14 protein-coding genes and 1 tRNA gene are annotated in these 16485 nt (G+C 70.6%); 8 read left to right on the top strand and 7 right to left on the bottom strand.

Annotation, left to right across the window (positions count from 1 at the left end; translation table 11 throughout):
- Positions 1-1013, bottom strand: a 1013-nt coding sequence (locus ACFE86_RS15305; protein ID WP_375456184.1) for an NAD(P)/FAD-dependent oxidoreductase, incomplete at its 3' end; no start/stop codon positions are given.
- Positions 1014-1217: 204 nt separating this feature from the next.
- Here ACFE86_RS15305 and ACFE86_RS15300 point away from each other — a divergent pair.
- Both ACFE86_RS15300 and ACFE86_RS15295 read left to right on the top strand, forming a co-directional pair.
- Positions 1218-2105 (top strand): uracil-DNA glycosylase family protein, encoded by an 888-nt coding sequence (locus tag ACFE86_RS15300; protein WP_375456183.1) that lies wholly within the window; start codon positions 1218-1220, stop codon positions 2103-2105.
- An 85-nt stretch (positions 2106-2190) separates the two neighbouring features.
- Positions 2191-3102, top strand: coding sequence for a neutral zinc metallopeptidase (locus ACFE86_RS15295; protein ID WP_375456182.1), 912 nt, complete (start codon positions 2191-2193; stop codon positions 3100-3102).
- Positions 3103-3168: 66 nt separating this feature from the next.
- Here ACFE86_RS15295 and ACFE86_RS15290 read toward each other — a convergent pair.
- Positions 3169-3243, bottom strand: a tRNA-Val gene (locus ACFE86_RS15290).
- 143 nt (positions 3244-3386) lie between these two features.
- Here ACFE86_RS15290 and ACFE86_RS15285 point away from each other — a divergent pair.
- Entirely contained in the window at positions 3387-4730 is a 1344-nt protein-coding gene (locus ACFE86_RS15285; RefSeq protein WP_375456181.1) for a glutamate--tRNA ligase, read from the top strand.
- Between the two features lie 2 nt (positions 4731-4732).
- Here ACFE86_RS15285 and ACFE86_RS15280 read toward each other — a convergent pair whose 3' ends face one another.
- From ACFE86_RS15280 to ACFE86_RS15270, 3 genes are all read right to left on the bottom strand, one after another.
- Entirely contained in the window at positions 4733-5074 is a 342-nt protein-coding gene (locus ACFE86_RS15280) for a DUF1491 family protein (RefSeq protein ID WP_375456180.1), read from the bottom strand.
- A 57-nt stretch (positions 5075-5131) separates the two neighbouring features.
- Positions 5132-5806, bottom strand: a complete 675-nt coding sequence (locus ACFE86_RS15275) for a peptidoglycan-binding protein (RefSeq protein WP_375456179.1) — start codon at positions 5804-5806, stop codon at positions 5132-5134.
- A gap of 134 nt (positions 5807-5940) precedes the next feature.
- On the bottom strand, positions 5941-7836 hold the full coding sequence (locus tag ACFE86_RS15270) for an ATP-binding protein (RefSeq protein ID WP_375456178.1): 1896 nt from the start codon (positions 7834-7836) through the stop codon (positions 5941-5943).
- A gap of 319 nt (positions 7837-8155) precedes the next feature.
- On the opposite strand from ACFE86_RS15270, the gene ACFE86_RS15265 reads away from it, so the two are divergent.
- Positions 8156-8503: a hypothetical protein gene (locus ACFE86_RS15265; RefSeq protein ID WP_375456177.1), complete on the top strand. Its 348-nt coding sequence runs from the start codon at positions 8156-8158 to the stop codon at positions 8501-8503.
- 77 nt (positions 8504-8580) lie between these two features.
- Here the strand turns inward: ACFE86_RS15265 and ACFE86_RS15260 are convergent, their stop codons facing one another.
- Positions 8581-9111, bottom strand: coding sequence for a GcrA family cell cycle regulator (locus ACFE86_RS15260; RefSeq protein WP_375456176.1), 531 nt, complete (start codon positions 9109-9111; stop codon positions 8581-8583).
- A gap of 411 nt (positions 9112-9522) precedes the next feature.
- On the opposite strand from ACFE86_RS15260, the gene ACFE86_RS15255 reads away from it, so the two are divergent.
- The 3 genes from ACFE86_RS15255 (at position 9523) to flaF (ending at position 12936) form a co-directional block, all read left to right on the top strand.
- Positions 9523-10710, top strand: a complete 1188-nt coding sequence (locus ACFE86_RS15255; RefSeq protein ID WP_375456175.1) for a patatin-like phospholipase family protein — start codon at positions 9523-9525, stop codon at positions 10708-10710.
- A 74-nt stretch (positions 10711-10784) separates the two neighbouring features.
- Positions 10785-12422: an ABC-F family ATP-binding cassette domain-containing protein gene (locus ACFE86_RS15250; RefSeq protein ID WP_375456174.1), complete on the top strand. Its 1638-nt coding sequence runs from the start codon at positions 10785-10787 to the stop codon at positions 12420-12422.
- A 154-nt stretch (positions 12423-12576) separates the two neighbouring features.
- Positions 12577-12936, top strand: coding sequence for a flagellar biosynthesis regulator FlaF (gene flaF, locus ACFE86_RS15245; protein ID WP_375456173.1), 360 nt, complete (start codon positions 12577-12579; stop codon positions 12934-12936).
- A gap of 284 nt (positions 12937-13220) precedes the next feature.
- Here flaF and ACFE86_RS15240 read toward each other — a convergent pair whose 3' ends face one another.
- Positions 13221-13640: a flagellar biosynthesis repressor FlbT gene (locus ACFE86_RS15240; RefSeq protein WP_375456172.1), complete on the bottom strand. Its 420-nt coding sequence runs from the start codon at positions 13638-13640 to the stop codon at positions 13221-13223.
- 240 nt (positions 13641-13880) lie between these two features.
- Here ACFE86_RS15240 and ACFE86_RS15235 point away from each other — a divergent pair, with 240 nt between their 5' ends.
- Positions 13881-16061 carry a flagellin gene (locus tag ACFE86_RS15235; RefSeq protein WP_375456171.1) on the top strand — a complete coding sequence of 727 codons (2181 nt, stop codon included), beginning with the start codon at positions 13881-13883 and terminating at the stop codon, positions 16059-16061.
- Positions 16062-16485 lie beyond the last annotated feature (424 nt).

The following is a 16485-nucleotide window of genomic DNA, read 5'->3' as shown; positions in this document are numbered from 1 at the left end:
CGCGGCACGTTCACGAAGCCGGCGGAATCGCCGACGAGGCAGCCGCCGGGGAAGACGAGCCTGGGCACCGACTGCCAGCCGCCCTCCATGATCGCGCGCGCGCCGTAGCCGATGCGCTTGGCGCCCTCGAACACCTCGCGGATCATCGGATGGGTCTTGAACCGCTGGAACTCCTCGAACGGCGACAGGGTCGGGTTCTCGTAGTTCAGGTGCGTGACGAAGCCGACCGAGAGCAGGTGGTCGTCGAAGTGGTACAGCCACGAGCCGCCGCCGGCCTTGTTCGGCAGCGGCCACCCCATGGTGTGCTGCACGAGGCCGGGCTGGAACCTGTCCGGTGCGAGCTGCCAGAGTTCCTTGACGCCGAGGCCGTATTTCTGGTGGTCGCTGTGGCGGTCGAGCTGGAACCGGTCGATCAGCGTCTTGGTCAGCGAGCCGCGTGCGCCCTCCCCGAAGACCACATACCTGCCCCGCAGTTCCATGCCGCGGGTGTAGTCCGCGCGCGGGTCGCCGGACTTGGCGATGCCGAGATCGCCCGTGGCGACGCCGACCACGACGCCGTGTTCGTCGTACAGCACCTCGGAGGCCGGGAAGCCGGGATAGATCTCGACGCCGAGTTCCTCGGCCTTGCGGCCCAGGTACTTCGCGACGTTCGAGAGCGAGCCGACGAAGTTGCCATGGTTGCTCATCAGACGCGGGAAGAACAGGTTCGGCATGGTCACGCCGCCGTTCCGGGTCAGATACATGAACTCGTCGCGCGCGACGGCGGTCGTCAGCGGCCGCTCCGGGTCGTCGCGCCAGCCCGGCACCAGGGTGTCGAGGCCCGCGGGATCGATCACCGCGCCGGACAGGATGTGGGCGCCGACCTCGGAGCCCTTCTCGACCACGACCACGCTGACATCGTCACCGGATTCCGCCGCGTGCTGCTTCAGGCGGATGGCGGCGGCGAGCCCCGCCGGCCCCGCGCCGACGATCACCACGTCGAAATCCATGCCCTCGCGTTCGGGATGCGCCATCTTCGGAAGTCTCCTGCGATCGTTTCTTGGTGTGCGCGTTCGGCGCCCTGTCCCGGCAACGGGCCGGCGCGGTATCCGGTTTCGTCCCGAACCCGTTCCGATCCGGGAGCGCAGACGGCGGCCTTCGTCGCAGCCGTCAGGCGCACAGCCTTCGGAGCGGCGGGCCGTGTTGTCCACAAGCGGACGAGGCCCCACATCCCATCTATGACTTCGCAAGCGGACGCGCAGCGCGACCTGATCGCCTATCTCGACTTCCACGTGGAGGCCGGCGTGGACGCCGCCCTCGACGAGACGCCGCACGACCGCTTCCGCGAGGCGGAGACGCCGGCCCCGCCGGCCGGCATGCCGACACGGTCCCGCCCGGAGGCCCAGGCACCCGCACGCGACGGCCTGCAACGAGGCGACCTGCCGCCGCGCGGCCATGCCGCCGCACCCGTGCGACCGGCGGCATCGCGGACCTACGGCCAGTCGGCCTCGGCCAAACCGGAGGAGGCGGCGATCGACGCCCGTGCCCGCGCCCGCGACGCGAACAGCCTCGCCGAGCTCGAGGCCTTGCTTGCGGGCTTCGACGCTTGCCCGCTGAAGTTCACGGCCAAGAACCTCGCCTTCGCCGACGGCAATCCCGAATCCAGGCTGATGTTCATCGGCGAGGCGCCCGGCGCCGACGAGGACCGGATCGGCAAGCCGTTCATGGGGCGCTCCGGCCAGCTCCTCGACCGGATGATGGCGGCGATCGGCCTCGACCGGTCCTCGGCCTACGTCGCCAACGTCGTGCCCTGGCGCCCTCCCGGCAACCGCGAGCCGACGATCCAGGAACTCGCGATCTGCCGTCCGTTCCTGGAGCGGCAGATCGAGCTCGTGGACCCGGACATCATCGTCTGCCTCGGGAGCCCGGCGACCAAGGCGATCACCGGCACGAAGGACGGCATCCTGAAGGCCCGCGGACGGTTCTACCCGTACAAGCTGCCGCATCGCGAGGTGCGGGCGCTCGCGACGCTGCATCCGGCCTATCTCCTGCGCCAGCCGGTGCAGAAGCGGCTGTCCTGGCGCGATTTCCGGCTGCTCCGCGCCGCGCTCGACGGGAAAGCCTGACCGTTCGAGCGGAACCGTCCCTCGGGCCGGGCCATTACCTCCCGACCCGCCGACGGGCGGCACGACACGAGCGGCGGCTTTCACCATGCGCTGGGACGACTTCCGGAGTTCCGACAACGTCGAGGATCGCCGCGGCGAGGGTGGCGGCGGCGGCATGGGCTTTCCCGGCGGCGGCGCCGGCGGGCTCGGCATCGGCGCGATCGTCGTCATCATGATCGTCAGTTGGGTCACCGGCATCAACCCGGCGATCCTGCTCGGCGGCGCCGAGCAGTTGACCCGCGGCGGCGGCCAGCGACAGGAGCAGGCCGACCCGCAGACGGAGTCGCGGCGGCGCACGGCCCCCACCGACGACAGCGGGCGCTTTGCCGCGAAGATCCTCGGCAACACCGAGGACGTCTGGGGCCAGCTCCTGCCGAACCAGACCGGCAAGCCCTACACGCCGACGGCGATGGTGCTCTATACCGGCGGCACCCGCAGCGGCTGCGGCTCCGCCCAGGCCGCGATGGGGCCGTTCTACTGCCCGCTCGACAAGAAGGTCTACCTCGACACCGGCTTCTTCAAGGAGATGTCCTCGAAGTTCGGCGTGAAAGGCGACTTCGCCTACGCCTACGTCATCGCCCACGAGGTCGGGCACCACGTCCAGGACGTGCTCGGCATCCTCGGCAAGGTCCAGGCCCGCCAGCAGCAGGCGTCGAGCAAGCGCGACGCCAACGCGCTGTCGGTGCGGATCGAGCTGATGGCCGACTGCCTCGCCGGCGTCTGGGCCAAGAACTCGAACGACAGGTACAACGCCCTGGAGCAGGGCGACATCGAGGAGGCGATGCAGGCGGCAAGCGCGATCGGCGACGACAAGCTGCAGAAGCAGAGCCAGGGCTACGCCGTCCCCGATTCCTTCACCCACGGCTCGTCCGAGCAGCGCCAGCGTTGGTTCATGAACGGCTACAGGAGCGGCCAGACCAAGTCCTGCGACACGTTCCGGACGGCCAGCAGCAACTGATCGGGGCTCGGGAACGGGAGGTCGTCCCGTGGAAGCGAAGCCGCTCTGCCGAAGGTTGGAACCGAATGGTGGACGGTGCAGGGATCGAACCTGCGACCTTTCCCGTGTGAAGGGAACGCACTACCGCTGTGCTAACCGTCCGTACCGATTGCCGGCCGCGGTCCGAAGGGCCGGCGCCGGACGGCCGTCGATCCCGGAACGAGGGCCTTCTAGGGCCGGTCGCGCGGCCGCGTCAAGGCGCCGGGCGGTGGCCCAAACCGTCGATTGATGCTTAGAGGGCCGGCATGGCCCCTCTCGTCCGCTTCGCGCCGTCTCCCACCGGCTACCTCCACATCGGCAACGCCCGCCCGGCGCTGCTGAACGCCCTGTTCGCCCGCGCCCACGGCGGCCGCTTCCTGCTCCGCCTCGACGACACCGACCGCGAGCGTTCGACCGAGGCGTTCGCGCAGGCGATCGAGACGGATCTGGCCTGGCTCGGCATCGTGCCGGACCTGCGCGCGCGCCAGTCCGAGCGGTCGGCGGCGCATGGGGCCGCCGCCGACAGGCTGAGGGCGCTCGGGCGGCTCTATCCCTGCTACGAGACGCCGGAGGAACTGGAACGGCGGCGCAAGCGCCAGCTCGGCCGCGGCCTGCCGCCGCTCTACGACCGCGCGGCGCTCGCGCTCACGGAAAACGAGCGGGCCGCGATGGAGGCGGCGGGGCGGATACCGCACTGGCGGTTCAGGCTGGAGCCGCAGGTGGTCGCCTGGGACGACCTCGTCCGCGGCGACGCCCACGTCGATTGCGCCTCGCTGTCCGACCCGGTGCTGGTGCGGGCCGACGGCAGCTACCTCTACACCCTGCCCTCCGTGGTGGACGACGCCGATCTCGGCGTCACCCACGTGATCCGCGGCGAGGACCACGTCACCAACACCGGCGTGCAGGTGCAGATCTTCGAGGCGCTCCGGGCGGTACTCCCAGTCTTCGGCCATCACAACCTGCTCACCACCGCGGACGGGGAGGGACTGTCGAAGCGCCTCGGCCACCTGTCCCTGCGGTCCCTGCGCGAGGCCGGCTACGAGCCCGCGGCCGTGCGCTCGCTCGCCGTGCTGACGGGCTCCGCAGAAGCCGTGCGCGCGGTCGAGTCGATGGACGAACTCGCGGGCCTCGTCGACCTCGGCCACATCTCGCGGGCGCCGGCGAAGTTCGATCCGCAGGAGCTCGACGGCCTCAACGCCCGGCTGATCCATACGATGCCGTTCGCGGACGCGAAGACGCGCTTGGCCGCGATCGGCGTGTCGGATGCCGTCGCCGAGCGGTTCTGGCTCGCCGTGCGCGCCAACCTCCGGACCGTCGGCGAAGCCGCCGACTGGTGGCGGATCGTCGAGGGGCCGGTGACGCCGGTGATCGCGGACGCCGCCGTCACCGCCGCCGCCCTGGAGACGCTGCCGCCGGAGCCCTACGGACCCGAGACCTGGAAGGCGTGGACGCTTGCCGTCCGCGAGCGCACCGGGGCGAAGGGCAAGGCCCTGTTCATGCCGCTGCGCCTCGCGCTCACCGGCCTGGAACACGGGCCGGACCTCGCCGGCCTACTGCCGCTGATCGGGCGGGGCCGTGCGGAACGGCGGCTTTCGGGCGCGGTGGCGTAGGACTACTCGGCCAGCTCCAGGAAGTGTCGCCCGTCGCGGTCGTCGATCTCGACGATCCAGAGGTCGGAATCGAAGCGGATCTCCCTGGTCAGGCGTTCCTCGGCGTCGAGTGGGGTACCCGCCGACACGACCGCGGTGAAGCGGCGGCCGCCGGTGTCCTCGTCCTCGAACAGGGCCTGCGGGGCCGGGCCGTAGAGGTCGGCGCGCCCGTCGAGGCGATCGACCTTCACGAAGATCGCGCCGGCCTCCGCCGCGCCGCGGCGGCGCTGCACCGCGGAGACACCTTCCACAGCCAAGCGCCGCAGGTGGGCCGAGACCCAGAAGTCGGAGCGCAGGCGCGGCATGGAACCTCCCGATCCCGGTGAGCGGCCCGGCATGCGCCGGCGCGGCCGCCGACGCAATCAGGCCGGGGGCAAGCCGGCGCGGGCGGCGAGCTCGCGCAGCGTCCGGCCGGCGGCCTCGCCCTTCACCGGCAGCTTGCGGTCGCGCTCGAACCTCTCGATCGCCGCGCGGGTGCCGGCCCCCATCAGGCCGTCCGGCTTGAGCGGGCCGTAGCCGAGCTTCGACAGCGCCTTCTGCGCCCGCATCACCGCCGGCAGCGGTTTGAGGGCCGTACCCGGCGCCTTCGGCGTCACCGAGGCCGTTGTCTCGTCCGAGCGGATCAGGTCGGCGATCGGGTCGCGGGCAGCGGGCCTGGCCGCCTCGACGGCCTTGGCCGGCGCCCGCGGGGCCTCCGCCGCCCGCGCCGGCTCGATGGTCCTGTCCGGCACGGCCTTGACCGGGGCCGCATCCTGGCGGATCGCGACCTTCGGCAGGATCGGGGCCGGGTGGCGCCCGGCCTGGAACCCGAGGGCGTTGAGCGACACGGCCGCGACCGCACAGAGGCCGACCACGCCGCCGAGCAGCGCCCCGGGATTGTTCCGGCACATCCGGAACGTCCCGCCGACGACCGCGCCGAGCATCACGCGCCATTCGGGCGTCCCGGCCGCGGGGCGCGGCGACGCACGGCGGGCGGGACCCGCGGAGCGGGCCTCGCCGGCGACGCTGATCTCGCGGTGTTCGCGCAGCTCGGACATCGTGTCTCCTGGAGCGGTTTCGAGCGACGTGCGTGCGGTTCGCGCGAAGGACGCGCGCGCCGTCGATAATAGTCTCGGAGCCATGTCCGGCGCGCGCCTGCGCATCGGACATGGCTCCTGCGAGGCTTGCCCGCTCAGCCGGCGCGGCGGAGATCCGGCCCGTCCTCGACCGCCCGCGCCACCGTCGGCCCGGCGTCGAACAGGCCGAGCGGCAGGCGGACCACCGGGCCGGCGATCGGCCCCGGCCCGGCGCGGCGCACCCGCGCCGTCACCGGTGCGGCAGTCGGCGGGCTGTCCGCCGGACGGCACGCCGTCGGCAGGCTCACCGTGATCGTCGTGCCCGCATCCGGCGCGCTCTCGACGTCGATCGCGCCGCCGTGCAGGCCGACGAGGCCCCGGACCACCGAGAGCCCGAGGCCGGTGCCCTCGTGGGTGCGCTTGTAGCCGCCGCTCCCGGCCTGGAAGAACGGCGTGCCGAGGCGCGGCAGGTCGGCCTCGCGGATGCCGATGCCGGAATCCGACACGATCAGGTCGAGGCCCGTCGCGGTCCGGCGCAGCGAGACCGTGACGCGGCCGCCGGCCGGCGTGAACTTCACCGCGTTCGAGATCAGGTTGATCAGCACCTGCCGGCAGGCGCGCGGATCGGCGGTGATCTCGACGGGGTGCGGCTCGGAGACCGGCGTCAGGGCGAGGCCGGCGGCATCGGCCTTGAGCTTCATCAGGTCGCAGCAGGTCCGCACCATCGCGGCGGCGTCGATCCGCTCCGGGGCGTAGTCGAAGTTGCCGCTCTGGATGCGGCTCATGTCGAGCAGCGTGTTGACCACGCCGAGCAGGTGCCGGCCGGAGCCGCCGATGATGCCGGCATATTCCCGCGCCCGCTCCGGCCCGATCGCCATCGCGCCTTCGCCGGCCAGCACTTCGGAGAAGCCGATGATGGCGTTCAGCGGGGTGCGCAGCTCGTGGGTGACGTTGGCGAGGAAGCGGCTCTTCACCTCGTCGGCGCGCTCGGCCTCGGCGCGTGCGCGCTCGAGTTCCTCCGCGCGGCGGCGGTGCTCGGTCACGTCGCGGGTCACCGCGACGACGCCGGCCGGGTCGGACTGGCCGCGCACGATGCGGTGGGCGCGCATCTCGACGTGGATCAGGCGTGCCCCGTCCGGGCGCCGTGCCGCCGGATCGACGTTGAGGCGCAGCGGGATCGTGGCCGGCCTGCCGCTGGCGGCGACGTCGCTGATCGCCTGCAGGAAGGCGGGCCGGTCCGCGACGTGTACCCGTTCGAGGAGGCCGTGGCCGCGCAGGCGCATCGCATCGGTGCCGATGAGCTTCTCAGCCGACGCCGACGCCTCGATCACCCGGCCGTTGGCGTCGTGCCACGTGACGAGGTCGTCGATCGCCGAGAGCAGCATCCGGTCCCGGGCCTCGTTGTCGCGCATGCGCTTGCGCCACCGGCCCTCGTTGCGCATCTGCTCCAGCACCTGCGCCGCGACGTGCCCGATGGCGGTGATCGCGAAGACCGGCATCGCGACGCCGGCCGGTACCGCCACGGTCGGGGCGGAGACAATCCACGATCCGTTCAGCGCCACCGCGACGGCGCCGCCCATCGCCAGCAGGGCGGCGGCGAAGGTCGCCCGCTTGGAGCCGGAGACGACCGCCTCCAGCGGGACCGCCACGAGCCAGACGGTCGCCGCCGACTGGACGCCGCCGGTCGATCCGGCAAGGCAGACGATCAGGCCGGTGAGCCCCGCCGACGAGACCGCGTGGGCGATCCACAGCGAGCCGGTGCGCGACAGCAGCACCGCGGCGAGCACCGGCAGGAACAGGCTCGCGATGGCGATCACCTCGATGCCCGAGGGCACGCCGCGCCAGAGCAGGTAGGGCGGGAGGCCCGCCATCATCACGCCGCCGGTGGCGAGCCGCGAGACGAGGAACCGCTCGTGGCGGAAGCGCACGCCCGCATCGTCGAGCGCGGACTCGTGCACGAAGCCCGCGAGGCGGGCATCGAGCAGCGCAGGGAGCAGATGTTGAATACGCACGATGGATACGCGTAGCGCACAAGGACCTGACCAAGCCCTTCGACCTGACCAAGCCCTTCGCGCCCCCCGGTTCGACTGGGAACGACTAGGGGGCGACCGTCGCAGAGCCGGCTTAAACGAGTGTTGCAGGCGGCGCGCCGATGGCCGGGATGCTTTCCGCAAGGTAACCGCCGCAAGGTAACGCCGCGCGACCGCGTATGCCCCGACGGGAGCCGTTCACCATCGAAGCGGATTCGGCCGTCGGGTTGACGACCGGTTGAGGAAGTCGGCGCGAGGCTGCGCGCTCGCTCAACCCGGCCGCGCCGATCGGATACCCGCCATGTCGTTCCTGCTGCGCGCCGCACTGGTGATCGGCACGCTCTCCTACCTCGCGGCGATGCGGGACCGACCCGGCGTGCCCGGAGCGTCCTCCGTCGCCACGGCGACGGAGACTGCGCTAGCGGCCTCGATCCAGGGTCAGCCGGCCGCACCGGGCAAGGACGCGGCCCTTCCGGCAGCCATCGGCGGTCTCCAGGCTGCCTGGAACGCGATGCCCGCGCAGGCGCGCCAGCGCATCGCCCACGAGGCCGTGGCGGAACTCGGCCGACGCACGGGCCCGGCGACCTCCCACGACACCCTTGCCGAAGCCGACCGCCGGGCCGCATGGCGCGGGACCGAGCCGCGCTGACTTGACCGGGCCGGGCTGACCTGACCGGGCTGCGCCGGCTTGGAGCCATGCCCGATCCAACCTGGTCGGGCGCGGCTCTAACGGAAGCCGGCGACGCGCCGGTCGCGCTTGCGCTCGGCCGCCGGCTGGTAGGCGATCTGCGCGTGGTGCGTGCAATAGGGCAGGCCGGTGATCGAGCGGGCGCCGCAGAAGCCGAATTCCGGCGTCGTCGGATCGCCGATCGGCCAGCGGCACATGGATTCGCGCAGGTCCATGATCGTCACCCGCCGCGAGACCGCGAGCGCGCACGGCTCGACGGCGGCGACAGGTGCGGGAAAGTCCGGCGCGGGCCGGTGCGCGAGGATCGCCACGGGCTCGGGCGCCTCGGCCTCCACGACGGCGATCGCCGTCTCGATCGCGATCTCCTGGTCGGGCTTGCGCCGGGCGGCCGCCTCCTCGGCCGGCTTGACGACGCGGCCGGACATGCCGAGGCGGTGGACCTTGCCGATCACCGCGTTGCGGGTGACGCCGCCGAGCTGCGCCGCGATCTTGCTCGCGCTCTGGCCGTCCTCCCACAGACGACGCAGGAGCGTCACGCGCTCGTCCGTCCAGCTCAAGCCCGTGTCCATGTCTCAGCCCCTCCCGAACCGTCGCGACCCGCGGGCTGCCCGGTTCCGGCAGTCGAAGCGCGCGTCGCACGCGACACGTTCCTGCCGTCCGGCCGAATTTCCCGAATCCGGAAAGAGGCCGGCGCGAAGGCCGTCACGCGCGCCGCTGGTCGTGGCCGCGGAGCCCCGTGCGGCTCGCGGCGATCCACGGAACCTACAGGACCGTTCTCGACCGATGCAAGGCCGGCGGAACCGGCCCGGCCGCTGTCCACCACCAAGTGCCGCCGTGCCGTGCCGGTCCCGCCGCGCAGCCGACCCGTGGCCCCGGCGCATCACCGCCCCGGAACCGCCCGCATTGCCGTCGATCCTGCGGAACGGTATTACGGCCAAGCTCGTTCGACTGCCGTGATGGCCGGGCTCGGGATGGTGGCGATGTCGCGTCGAAACGGTTGGCTCGGCGGGTTGCTCGCGCTCGGTCTGGCGCTCCAGGCCGCCGCCTGCGCCTCGGTGCCGAGGGCCTCGTACACCGCCGCCGAGGCCGCGGTCGCCGGCGTGCCGGGCATCCCCGGGGCGCGCGTGTTCTCGGACGCCTCGGTCGAGACCTTCACGGAGATGGCCGCGACGCCCCAGGGCAAGCGCCAGAGCTTCGCCTACCTCGCGCTGTCGGGCGGCGGCGGCGACGGCGCCTACGGGGCCGGCGTGCTCAACGGCTGGTCGGCCTCGGGCACCCGGCCCGAATTCTCCCTGGTGTCCGGCGTCAGCACCGGCTCGCTGATCGCGCCCTTCGCCTTCCTCGGCTCCGCCTACGATTCCTACCTCACCGACATCTACACCAGCGGCATCGCCGAGACGCTGGTCCAGAGCCCGAGCCTCGTGAACGTGCTGTTCGGCTCCGGCCTGTTCGGCGACGGGCGCCTGCGCGACCTCGTCGGGCGCTACGTCAACGCCGACCTGCTCGCCGCCATCGCCGCCGAGCACGCCAAGGGCCGCCGGCTGCTGGTGGTGACGACCAACCTCGACAGCCAGCGCGCCACGATCTGGAACATGGGCGCGATCGCCGCGAGCGGCGCGCCCAACGCCGTCGACCTGTTCCGCGACGTGCTGACGGCGTCCGCCAGCATCCCGGCGGTGTTCCCGCCCCAGCTCATCGACGTGCAGGCCGAGGGCCGCGCCTTCCAGGAACTGCACGTCGACGGCTCGGTGGTGACGCCGGTCTTCACCCTGCCGCAGGCCCTGCTGCTGCGCGACAAGCGCGTCCAGACCGGCCGGAACGGGCGGATCTACGTGATCATCAACGGGCGCCTGGAGCCCGAATTCGGCGTGACGCAGAACAACACCCTGTCGATCGTCGCGCGCTCCTTCACCACGGCGAGCCGGGCCCGCAGCCGGCAGACGCTGGCCGCGACCTACGCCTTCGCCCGCGAGAACGGCATCGGCTTCAACATCACCTACATCCCCGAGGGCGGCCCGCAGGCCGGCGCGGCGCAGGGCTTCGACACCGCCTACATGCGCAACCTCTACGACACCGGCTTCGAGCGGGCGAAGACCGGCACGTTCTGGGAGCGGACCGTGCCGGCGGCGCCCCTCGTCAAGGCGATCGCGGCCGCCGCGACGCGGTAGCCGGCCCTCGCGCATCTTGCTGCGGTGCGGTAGGACGTCGGGCGGCACCCCGCCCCGACCCGTGATCCGACATCATGCTGCAGATCGAAGACCTCACCTTCAACGCCTGGGGCCGCCGCTTCTTCACGCGCGCCAGCGTCGCGGTGCCGCCCGGCGCCAAGGTCGGGCTCGTCGGGCGCAACGGCGTCGGCAAGTCGACCCTGTTCAAGATCATCCTCGGCGAGTTCCAGCCCGATTCCGGCACGGTGTTCCTGCCGAAGACCGCCCGCATCGGCTCGGTCGACCAGGAGCACCCGGCCACGCCCGTGAGCCTGATCGACACGATCCTGGCCGCCGACGTGGAGCGCGACGGCCTCTACCGCGAGCTGGAGACCGCCGAGCCCGAGCGCATGGGCGAGATCTACGGCCGGCTCATCGAGATCGACGCCGACCGCGCCCCGGCGCGGGCCGGCGAGATCCTGGCGGGCCTCGGCTTCTCGGTGGCCGACCTCGACCGGCCGATGTCGGAATTCTCCGGCGGCTGGCGCATGCGCGTGGCGCTCGCCGCCGCGCTGTTTGCCGCGCCCGACCTGCTGCTGCTGGACGAGCCGACGAACTACCTCGACCTGGAGGGCGCGCTGTGGCTGGAGGCGCGGCTGAAGCGCTATCCGCACTCGGCGCTGATCATCAGCCACGACCGCGAGTTGCTGAACAACTCCGTCGACGCGATCCTGCACGTGGCCAACGGGCAGCTCGAACTCTACACCGGCGGCTACGACGACTTCGAGCGGCGGCGGGCCGAGAAGGCCCGGCTGCAACTGTCGGCCAAGGCCAAGCAGGAGGCCGAGCGCGCCCACCTCCAGAGCTTCATCGACCGCTTCAAGGCCAAGGCGTCGAAGGCGGCCCAGGCCCAGTCCCGCGTCAAGCGCTTGGCCAAGCTCGAGCCGATCGCCACGACGATCGAGGAGCACGTGGCGCCCTTCCACCTGCCCTCGCCCAAGCGCCCGCTGGCGCCGCCGCTGATGCACCTGACCGACGTGGAGGTCGGCTACGGCGACGACCCGGCGATCCTGCGCAGCCTCAACCTGACGCTGGACATCGACGACCGCATCGGCCTGCTCGGCGTCAACGGCGCCGGCAAGTCGACGTTTGCCAAGATGGCAGCCGGCGCGCTCGCCGTGCGCTCGGGGCGGATGGCGCGCGAGGGCCGGGTGCAGGTCGGCTGGTTCCACCAGCACCAGATCGAGGCGATGGACCCGGCCGACACGCCGCTCGCCATCATCCGCCGCGAGCGGCCGGACGACAGCGAATCGTCGCGCCGCGCCAAGCTCGCGAGCTTCGGGCTGGCCTTCGAGAAGCAGGAGACCACGGTGGAGGCGCTGTCGGGCGGCGAGCGGGCACGGCTGCTGCTCAACCTCGTGGCGATGCGCGCGCCCCACCTGCTGATCCTCGACGAGCCGACCAACCACCTCGACATCGACAGCCGCCGCGCGCTGCTCGACGCGCTCAACGACTACGAGGGCGCCGTCATCCTCATCACCCACGACCGCTCGCTGATGGAGCTGGTCGCCGACCGCCTGTGGCTGGCGGCCGACAACACGGTCAAGCCGTTTGCCGGCGACATGGACGACTACGCCAAGTTCGTCCTCGACCGGTCGCGCGCGGGCAAGAGCGCGCCGGGGCAAGGGCGTGAGAAGCAGGGGCGTGAGAGGAAGGGCAGGCGCGCGGCCTGACCGCTTCCCGAAGGCCGTCTCGGAGCCGCCCGGCTTCCCGTGCGCCGGCATGGGACACCGGGTCGTCGAGGCGCGGTGCGCTCACGGTCCGTTAACGATCGCCTGCGACAACGCCGGTCCGTGCCCGCCGGCCCGCGGGTGGAGCGTCCGACTGATGACTTTCGCCGCGAACGCCTATGCCAGAACCGCGCGCAGCGCATTGAGCCCCCGCGAGGCGGAAGCCGCGGTGCTGATCAAGGCGGCGCAGCAGTTGCAGATGGTCCGGGACAACTGGGAGAGCGGGACGGCGAACCTCAACGGAGCCTTGAACTTCAACCAGAAGGTCTGGACGATCCTCGCCGGTGCCGCCACGGCCCCCGAGAGCCCGCTGCCCGCCGCCATCAAGGACGGCATCGGGCAGCTCTCCGTGTTCGTGTTCAAGCGGATGATCGACACCCTCGTCGAGCCGAAGGCCGACAAGCTCTCGGCGCTGATCAACATCAACCAGCAGATCGCGGCCGGCCTGCGCGTCTGACGTGATCTTCCGGCCGATCGCCGGGGCACCGCGTCCCCTCATGCGCGCGGCCTTCCCGCTCCCCTCTTCGGGCTACCGGATTCACACTTCGCGGGGGGGCGACCAATGGGCCCTACCTCCCCCCTCTGCGGGGGAGGGTGGCCCTCGGCTCACGCGAGGGTCGGGAGAGGGGAGCGCCGTATCCGGAAGCGTCGCTCCCCTCTCCCGACTTAGCTCGCGGGCCACCCTCTCTCGCAGAGGGGAGAGGAAAGAGCACGGAGCGGGCGTCGGTGCCCCCGGCTCCATCATCCCGGGGCGGCCCGCGCCGGATCGGAGGCCGCGGGCAGGCGATCCGCCAGCGCCCGCTCGTACTGGATCAGGTCCTTGCCGCGCTTAAGCGCCCGGTAGAAGTCGCCGGCCGCGACGTGCCCGTGGATGTCGCGGATGTAGGGCGCCATGCTCGGCGCCGCCGTGATCAGCGCGTTGGCCTGGACCACGAAGGCGTCCTCGGCCTCGGGCAGGTTGTCGGCGAGGTACATCACCGTCAGCGTGAGGTAGAGCCGCTTGCACGCGGTGTCGGCCTCGCTCTCGGTGATGATGTCGCTCTCGCGCAGGAACTTCGTCACCGTCTCGATGACGAAGCTCGACCGGCGCGAGCCGTTGCGGATCGCCGCGCCGCCGATCAGCAGCCGCTCGAACGGCTTGAGTTCGATCTTCAGGGGCATGGTCGATCCTTCCGCTCAGCATGCGAGCATCGGCCGGCATGGTTAACGATCCCTCAACGGGCGGCCGTTGCCGGCCGGCTAAGTCCTTGAAGACTCGAACCTCGGACCGATCCGGGCCAAACCGCGCGATCCCGGCAACACCGCGTTGACCGCGCGGCTTAAGGGCTTGGCAACGCCGGCATGGTCTCCTGGCCCCGCTCCCAGAAAAGGGGGCGTCCAGATCAGAACGGATCAGCCACCATGTCCTCAGGCGTCACCCTCACCTCCGCGACCCGCCAGAACCTGCTCTCGCTGCAGGGCACCGCGGACCTCGTCGCCACCACCCAGAACCGTCTCTCGACCGGCAAGAAGGTCAACTCGGCCCTCGACGACCCGACGAGCTTCTTCACCTCGCAGGCACTGTCCGGCCGCTCCGGCGATCTCGGCGCGCTCCTCAACGGCATCGGGAACGGCGTCCAGACCATCCAGGCCGCCAACCAGGGCATCACCTCGATCCAGAAGCTGGTCGACTCTGCCAAGTCCACCGCAAACCAGGCGTTGGCCGACAAGAGCGCCGTTTCTAGCGGCCTCGCCTCTACGGCTGCAAACGTCAGCGGCAGCAAGAGCTTCCAGGGTCTCGCCGGCACCGCCGACGGCACGCAGGACTTCTCCTCGCTGGCCAAGGAGGGCTCCATCGACATCTCGCTCGATGGTGGCAAGACGAATAGCACGATCACGATCAACTCGGCGACGCTGGGCAACAATACCAGCGACCTGACCAAGGTCTCCGCCAGCCAAGTGGTCACGGCGATCAACAACCAGATCTCCAACACCGCTGCACTCAAGGGCAAGGTCTCGGCTTCGGTCGGCAGCGATGGCCGCATCAACTTTGCAACCGCCAGCCAGGGTGCGACCCAGCAGCTCTCCGTCCGCGGCTCTGCAAACGCCACTCTTGATATTGGCTTCGGAACCGCGACTTCGACCACCGCAGCGAAAGTGGCGGGTACCTCATTCACCACTGCTGCTCCGACCTTCAGCGCCACTGCAGGCTCCTACTTGACGGTCGGCGATGGTACGACAAATACTTCGCTCTCCGTCAACTCAACCTCTCTGAAATCAAACGGTACGGCTGTCGGAACAGCTCCTGTCATCGCCGACGTCATCGATGTCTTCAACCAGCAGCTCAAGGCTGCCGGCTCTACGGTAACTGCGGTTGCCAACGGTGCGATTATCGAGTTCCGGTCGCAGGACATTGGTCCGACGTCATTGCCCCCGACCGTAGCGGTTGCGACTCCGACGGGTCTCAACACCAACGTTGACATCGGATTTGGAACTACCGTCGGTGCCGCCGGTACTGCCAGTGCTGGTACCGGCACTGCTGCCATTGGTCTTTCTTCGACCGGATCGGATGCGACCGACGGTTCGGCCAAGGCTGCCATCACCGGCTCAAAGGTTATTGCTGCGGCGACCGGCGGCCCGCCCGCCACCGGTGGTGGTCTCGACTTCCGCACGGTCGCACAAGGCGCCACTACCGCTCAGGACGCTTCTTTCAGCATCAAACTCGGCGATGGTCAGTCCAAGAAGATCACGCTCGACAGCAGCACGATCCTTTCGGCATCCACGAATAAGCAGTACACAAGCGCTCAGGACGTGGCCGACACGATCAATGCTGCGATCAGTGCCGACACTGGCTTGGCCGGCAAAGTCCAAGCCACAGTTGACTCTAACAACAAGCTGGTCGTGAACACCACGGCTGCAGGCTCCAACCAGAAGCTGACGATCACAGCCGCGCAAGGAACCGTCGCCGCCGCCAACCTCGATGTCGGATTTGGTTCTCAGACATCCACCATCAACGGCGTCGCGACCAACACTGCCACTGCTCTCACCTCGACGGGCAAGGACAGCACTGGTTCGTCCAACTCGACCCGCCAGTCTCTGTCGAAGCAGTTCAACGAGCTGCTGAACCAGATCACCCAGCAGGCCAAGGACTCGAGCTACAACGGTATCAACCTGTTGTACCGTTCAAGCAACGACGAGAACGAGAACACGCTGAAGGTGACGTTCAACGAGACCGGCACGTCGAGCATCAGCATCAAGGGCACCAAGGTTGACGCCGACGGCCTCGGCCTTAACTCTGTGACCGGCGGCTTCCAGACCGACGACGAGATCAACAAGACGCTGACGGCCATCACGGCGGCCACCAGCCAGCTTCGCGCCCAGTCCTCGACCTTCGGCTCCAACCTCTCGGTGGTGCAGAACCGTCAGGACTTCTCGAAGAACCTGATCAACATCCTCGACACCGGCTCGGCCAACCTGACGAACGCGGACCTCAACGAGGAAGCCGCCAACTCCCAGGCCCTGTCGACCCGCCAGTCGCTCGGCATCTCGGCGCTGTCGCTCGCCAACCAGGCGAACCAGGGCATCCTCCAGCTCCTCCGCTGAGCGGGGCGCCGGCGCGCCCGCCCTCCGGGGCGGGCGCATCCCGGCGTTCGGCCTCGATCGAACAGGCTCCCGCGGCTACGGCCGCGGGGGTTTTTCGGCGTGAGGCAGCGGCGTCTCGCAGGGCGCGTACCAGCGCCCGGATGCGCACGTCGCGCAGGGGCGGCCGGGTTGCACGCTTCCCTCCCCACCTTTGCGGGCTATCGTATTCACACATCTTCCGACGCACCCGGACAGGGCGCGGGTCCCCCTCTCCCCGCTTGCGGGGAGAGGGCTGCACCTCGTCGTGCAGCCGGGAAGCGGAGGCGAAGCCGAAGCGACGGTGAGGGGACGATGCCGGAGGAGTCTTATCCGTTGGCAGCCCCTCACCTTCGGCTGCCGCCTTGGCCCACGACGACGACGGGGTCGTCGCGGCCCTCTCCCCGCA

The organism is uncultured Methylobacterium sp. (assembly GCF_964244095.1).
Taxonomy (GTDB): Bacteria; Pseudomonadota; Alphaproteobacteria; order Rhizobiales; family Beijerinckiaceae; genus Methylobacterium.
This window is presented reverse-complemented; position numbering and strand designations above follow the sequence as displayed.

What these genes read in the sequence shown, in the direction of transcription:
- ACFE86_RS15300 (WP_375456183.1), top strand. Translation starts at nt 1,218, where the DNA reads ATGACTTCGCAAGCGGACGCGCAGCGCGACCTGATCGCCTATCTCGAC.
- ACFE86_RS15295 (WP_375456182.1), top strand. Translation starts at nt 2,191, where the DNA reads ATGCGCTGGGACGACTTCCGGAGTTCCGACAACGTCGAGGATCGCCGC.
- ACFE86_RS15285 (WP_375456181.1), top strand. Translation starts at nt 3,387, where the DNA reads ATGGCCCCTCTCGTCCGCTTCGCGCCGTCTCCCACCGGCTACCTCCAC.
- ACFE86_RS15280 (WP_375456180.1), bottom strand. Translation starts at nt 5,074, where the DNA reads ATGCCGCGCCTGCGCTCCGACTTCTGGGTCTCGGCCCACCTGCGGCGC.
- ACFE86_RS15275 (WP_375456179.1), bottom strand. Translation starts at nt 5,806, where the DNA reads ATGTCCGAGCTGCGCGAACACCGCGAGATCAGCGTCGCCGGCGAGGCC.
- ACFE86_RS15265 (WP_375456177.1), top strand. Translation starts at nt 8,156, where the DNA reads ATGTCGTTCCTGCTGCGCGCCGCACTGGTGATCGGCACGCTCTCCTAC.
- ACFE86_RS15260 (WP_375456176.1), bottom strand. Translation starts at nt 9,111, where the DNA reads ATGGACACGGGCTTGAGCTGGACGGACGAGCGCGTGACGCTCCTGCGT.
- ACFE86_RS15255 (WP_375456175.1), top strand. Translation starts at nt 9,523, where the DNA reads ATGTCGCGTCGAAACGGTTGGCTCGGCGGGTTGCTCGCGCTCGGTCTG.
- ACFE86_RS15250 (WP_375456174.1), top strand. Translation starts at nt 10,785, where the DNA reads ATGCTGCAGATCGAAGACCTCACCTTCAACGCCTGGGGCCGCCGCTTC.
- flaF (WP_375456173.1), top strand. Translation starts at nt 12,577, where the DNA reads ATGACTTTCGCCGCGAACGCCTATGCCAGAACCGCGCGCAGCGCATTG.
- ACFE86_RS15240 (WP_375456172.1), bottom strand. Translation starts at nt 13,640, where the DNA reads ATGCCCCTGAAGATCGAACTCAAGCCGTTCGAGCGGCTGCTGATCGGC.
- ACFE86_RS15235 (WP_375456171.1), top strand. Translation starts at nt 13,881, where the DNA reads ATGTCCTCAGGCGTCACCCTCACCTCCGCGACCCGCCAGAACCTGCTC.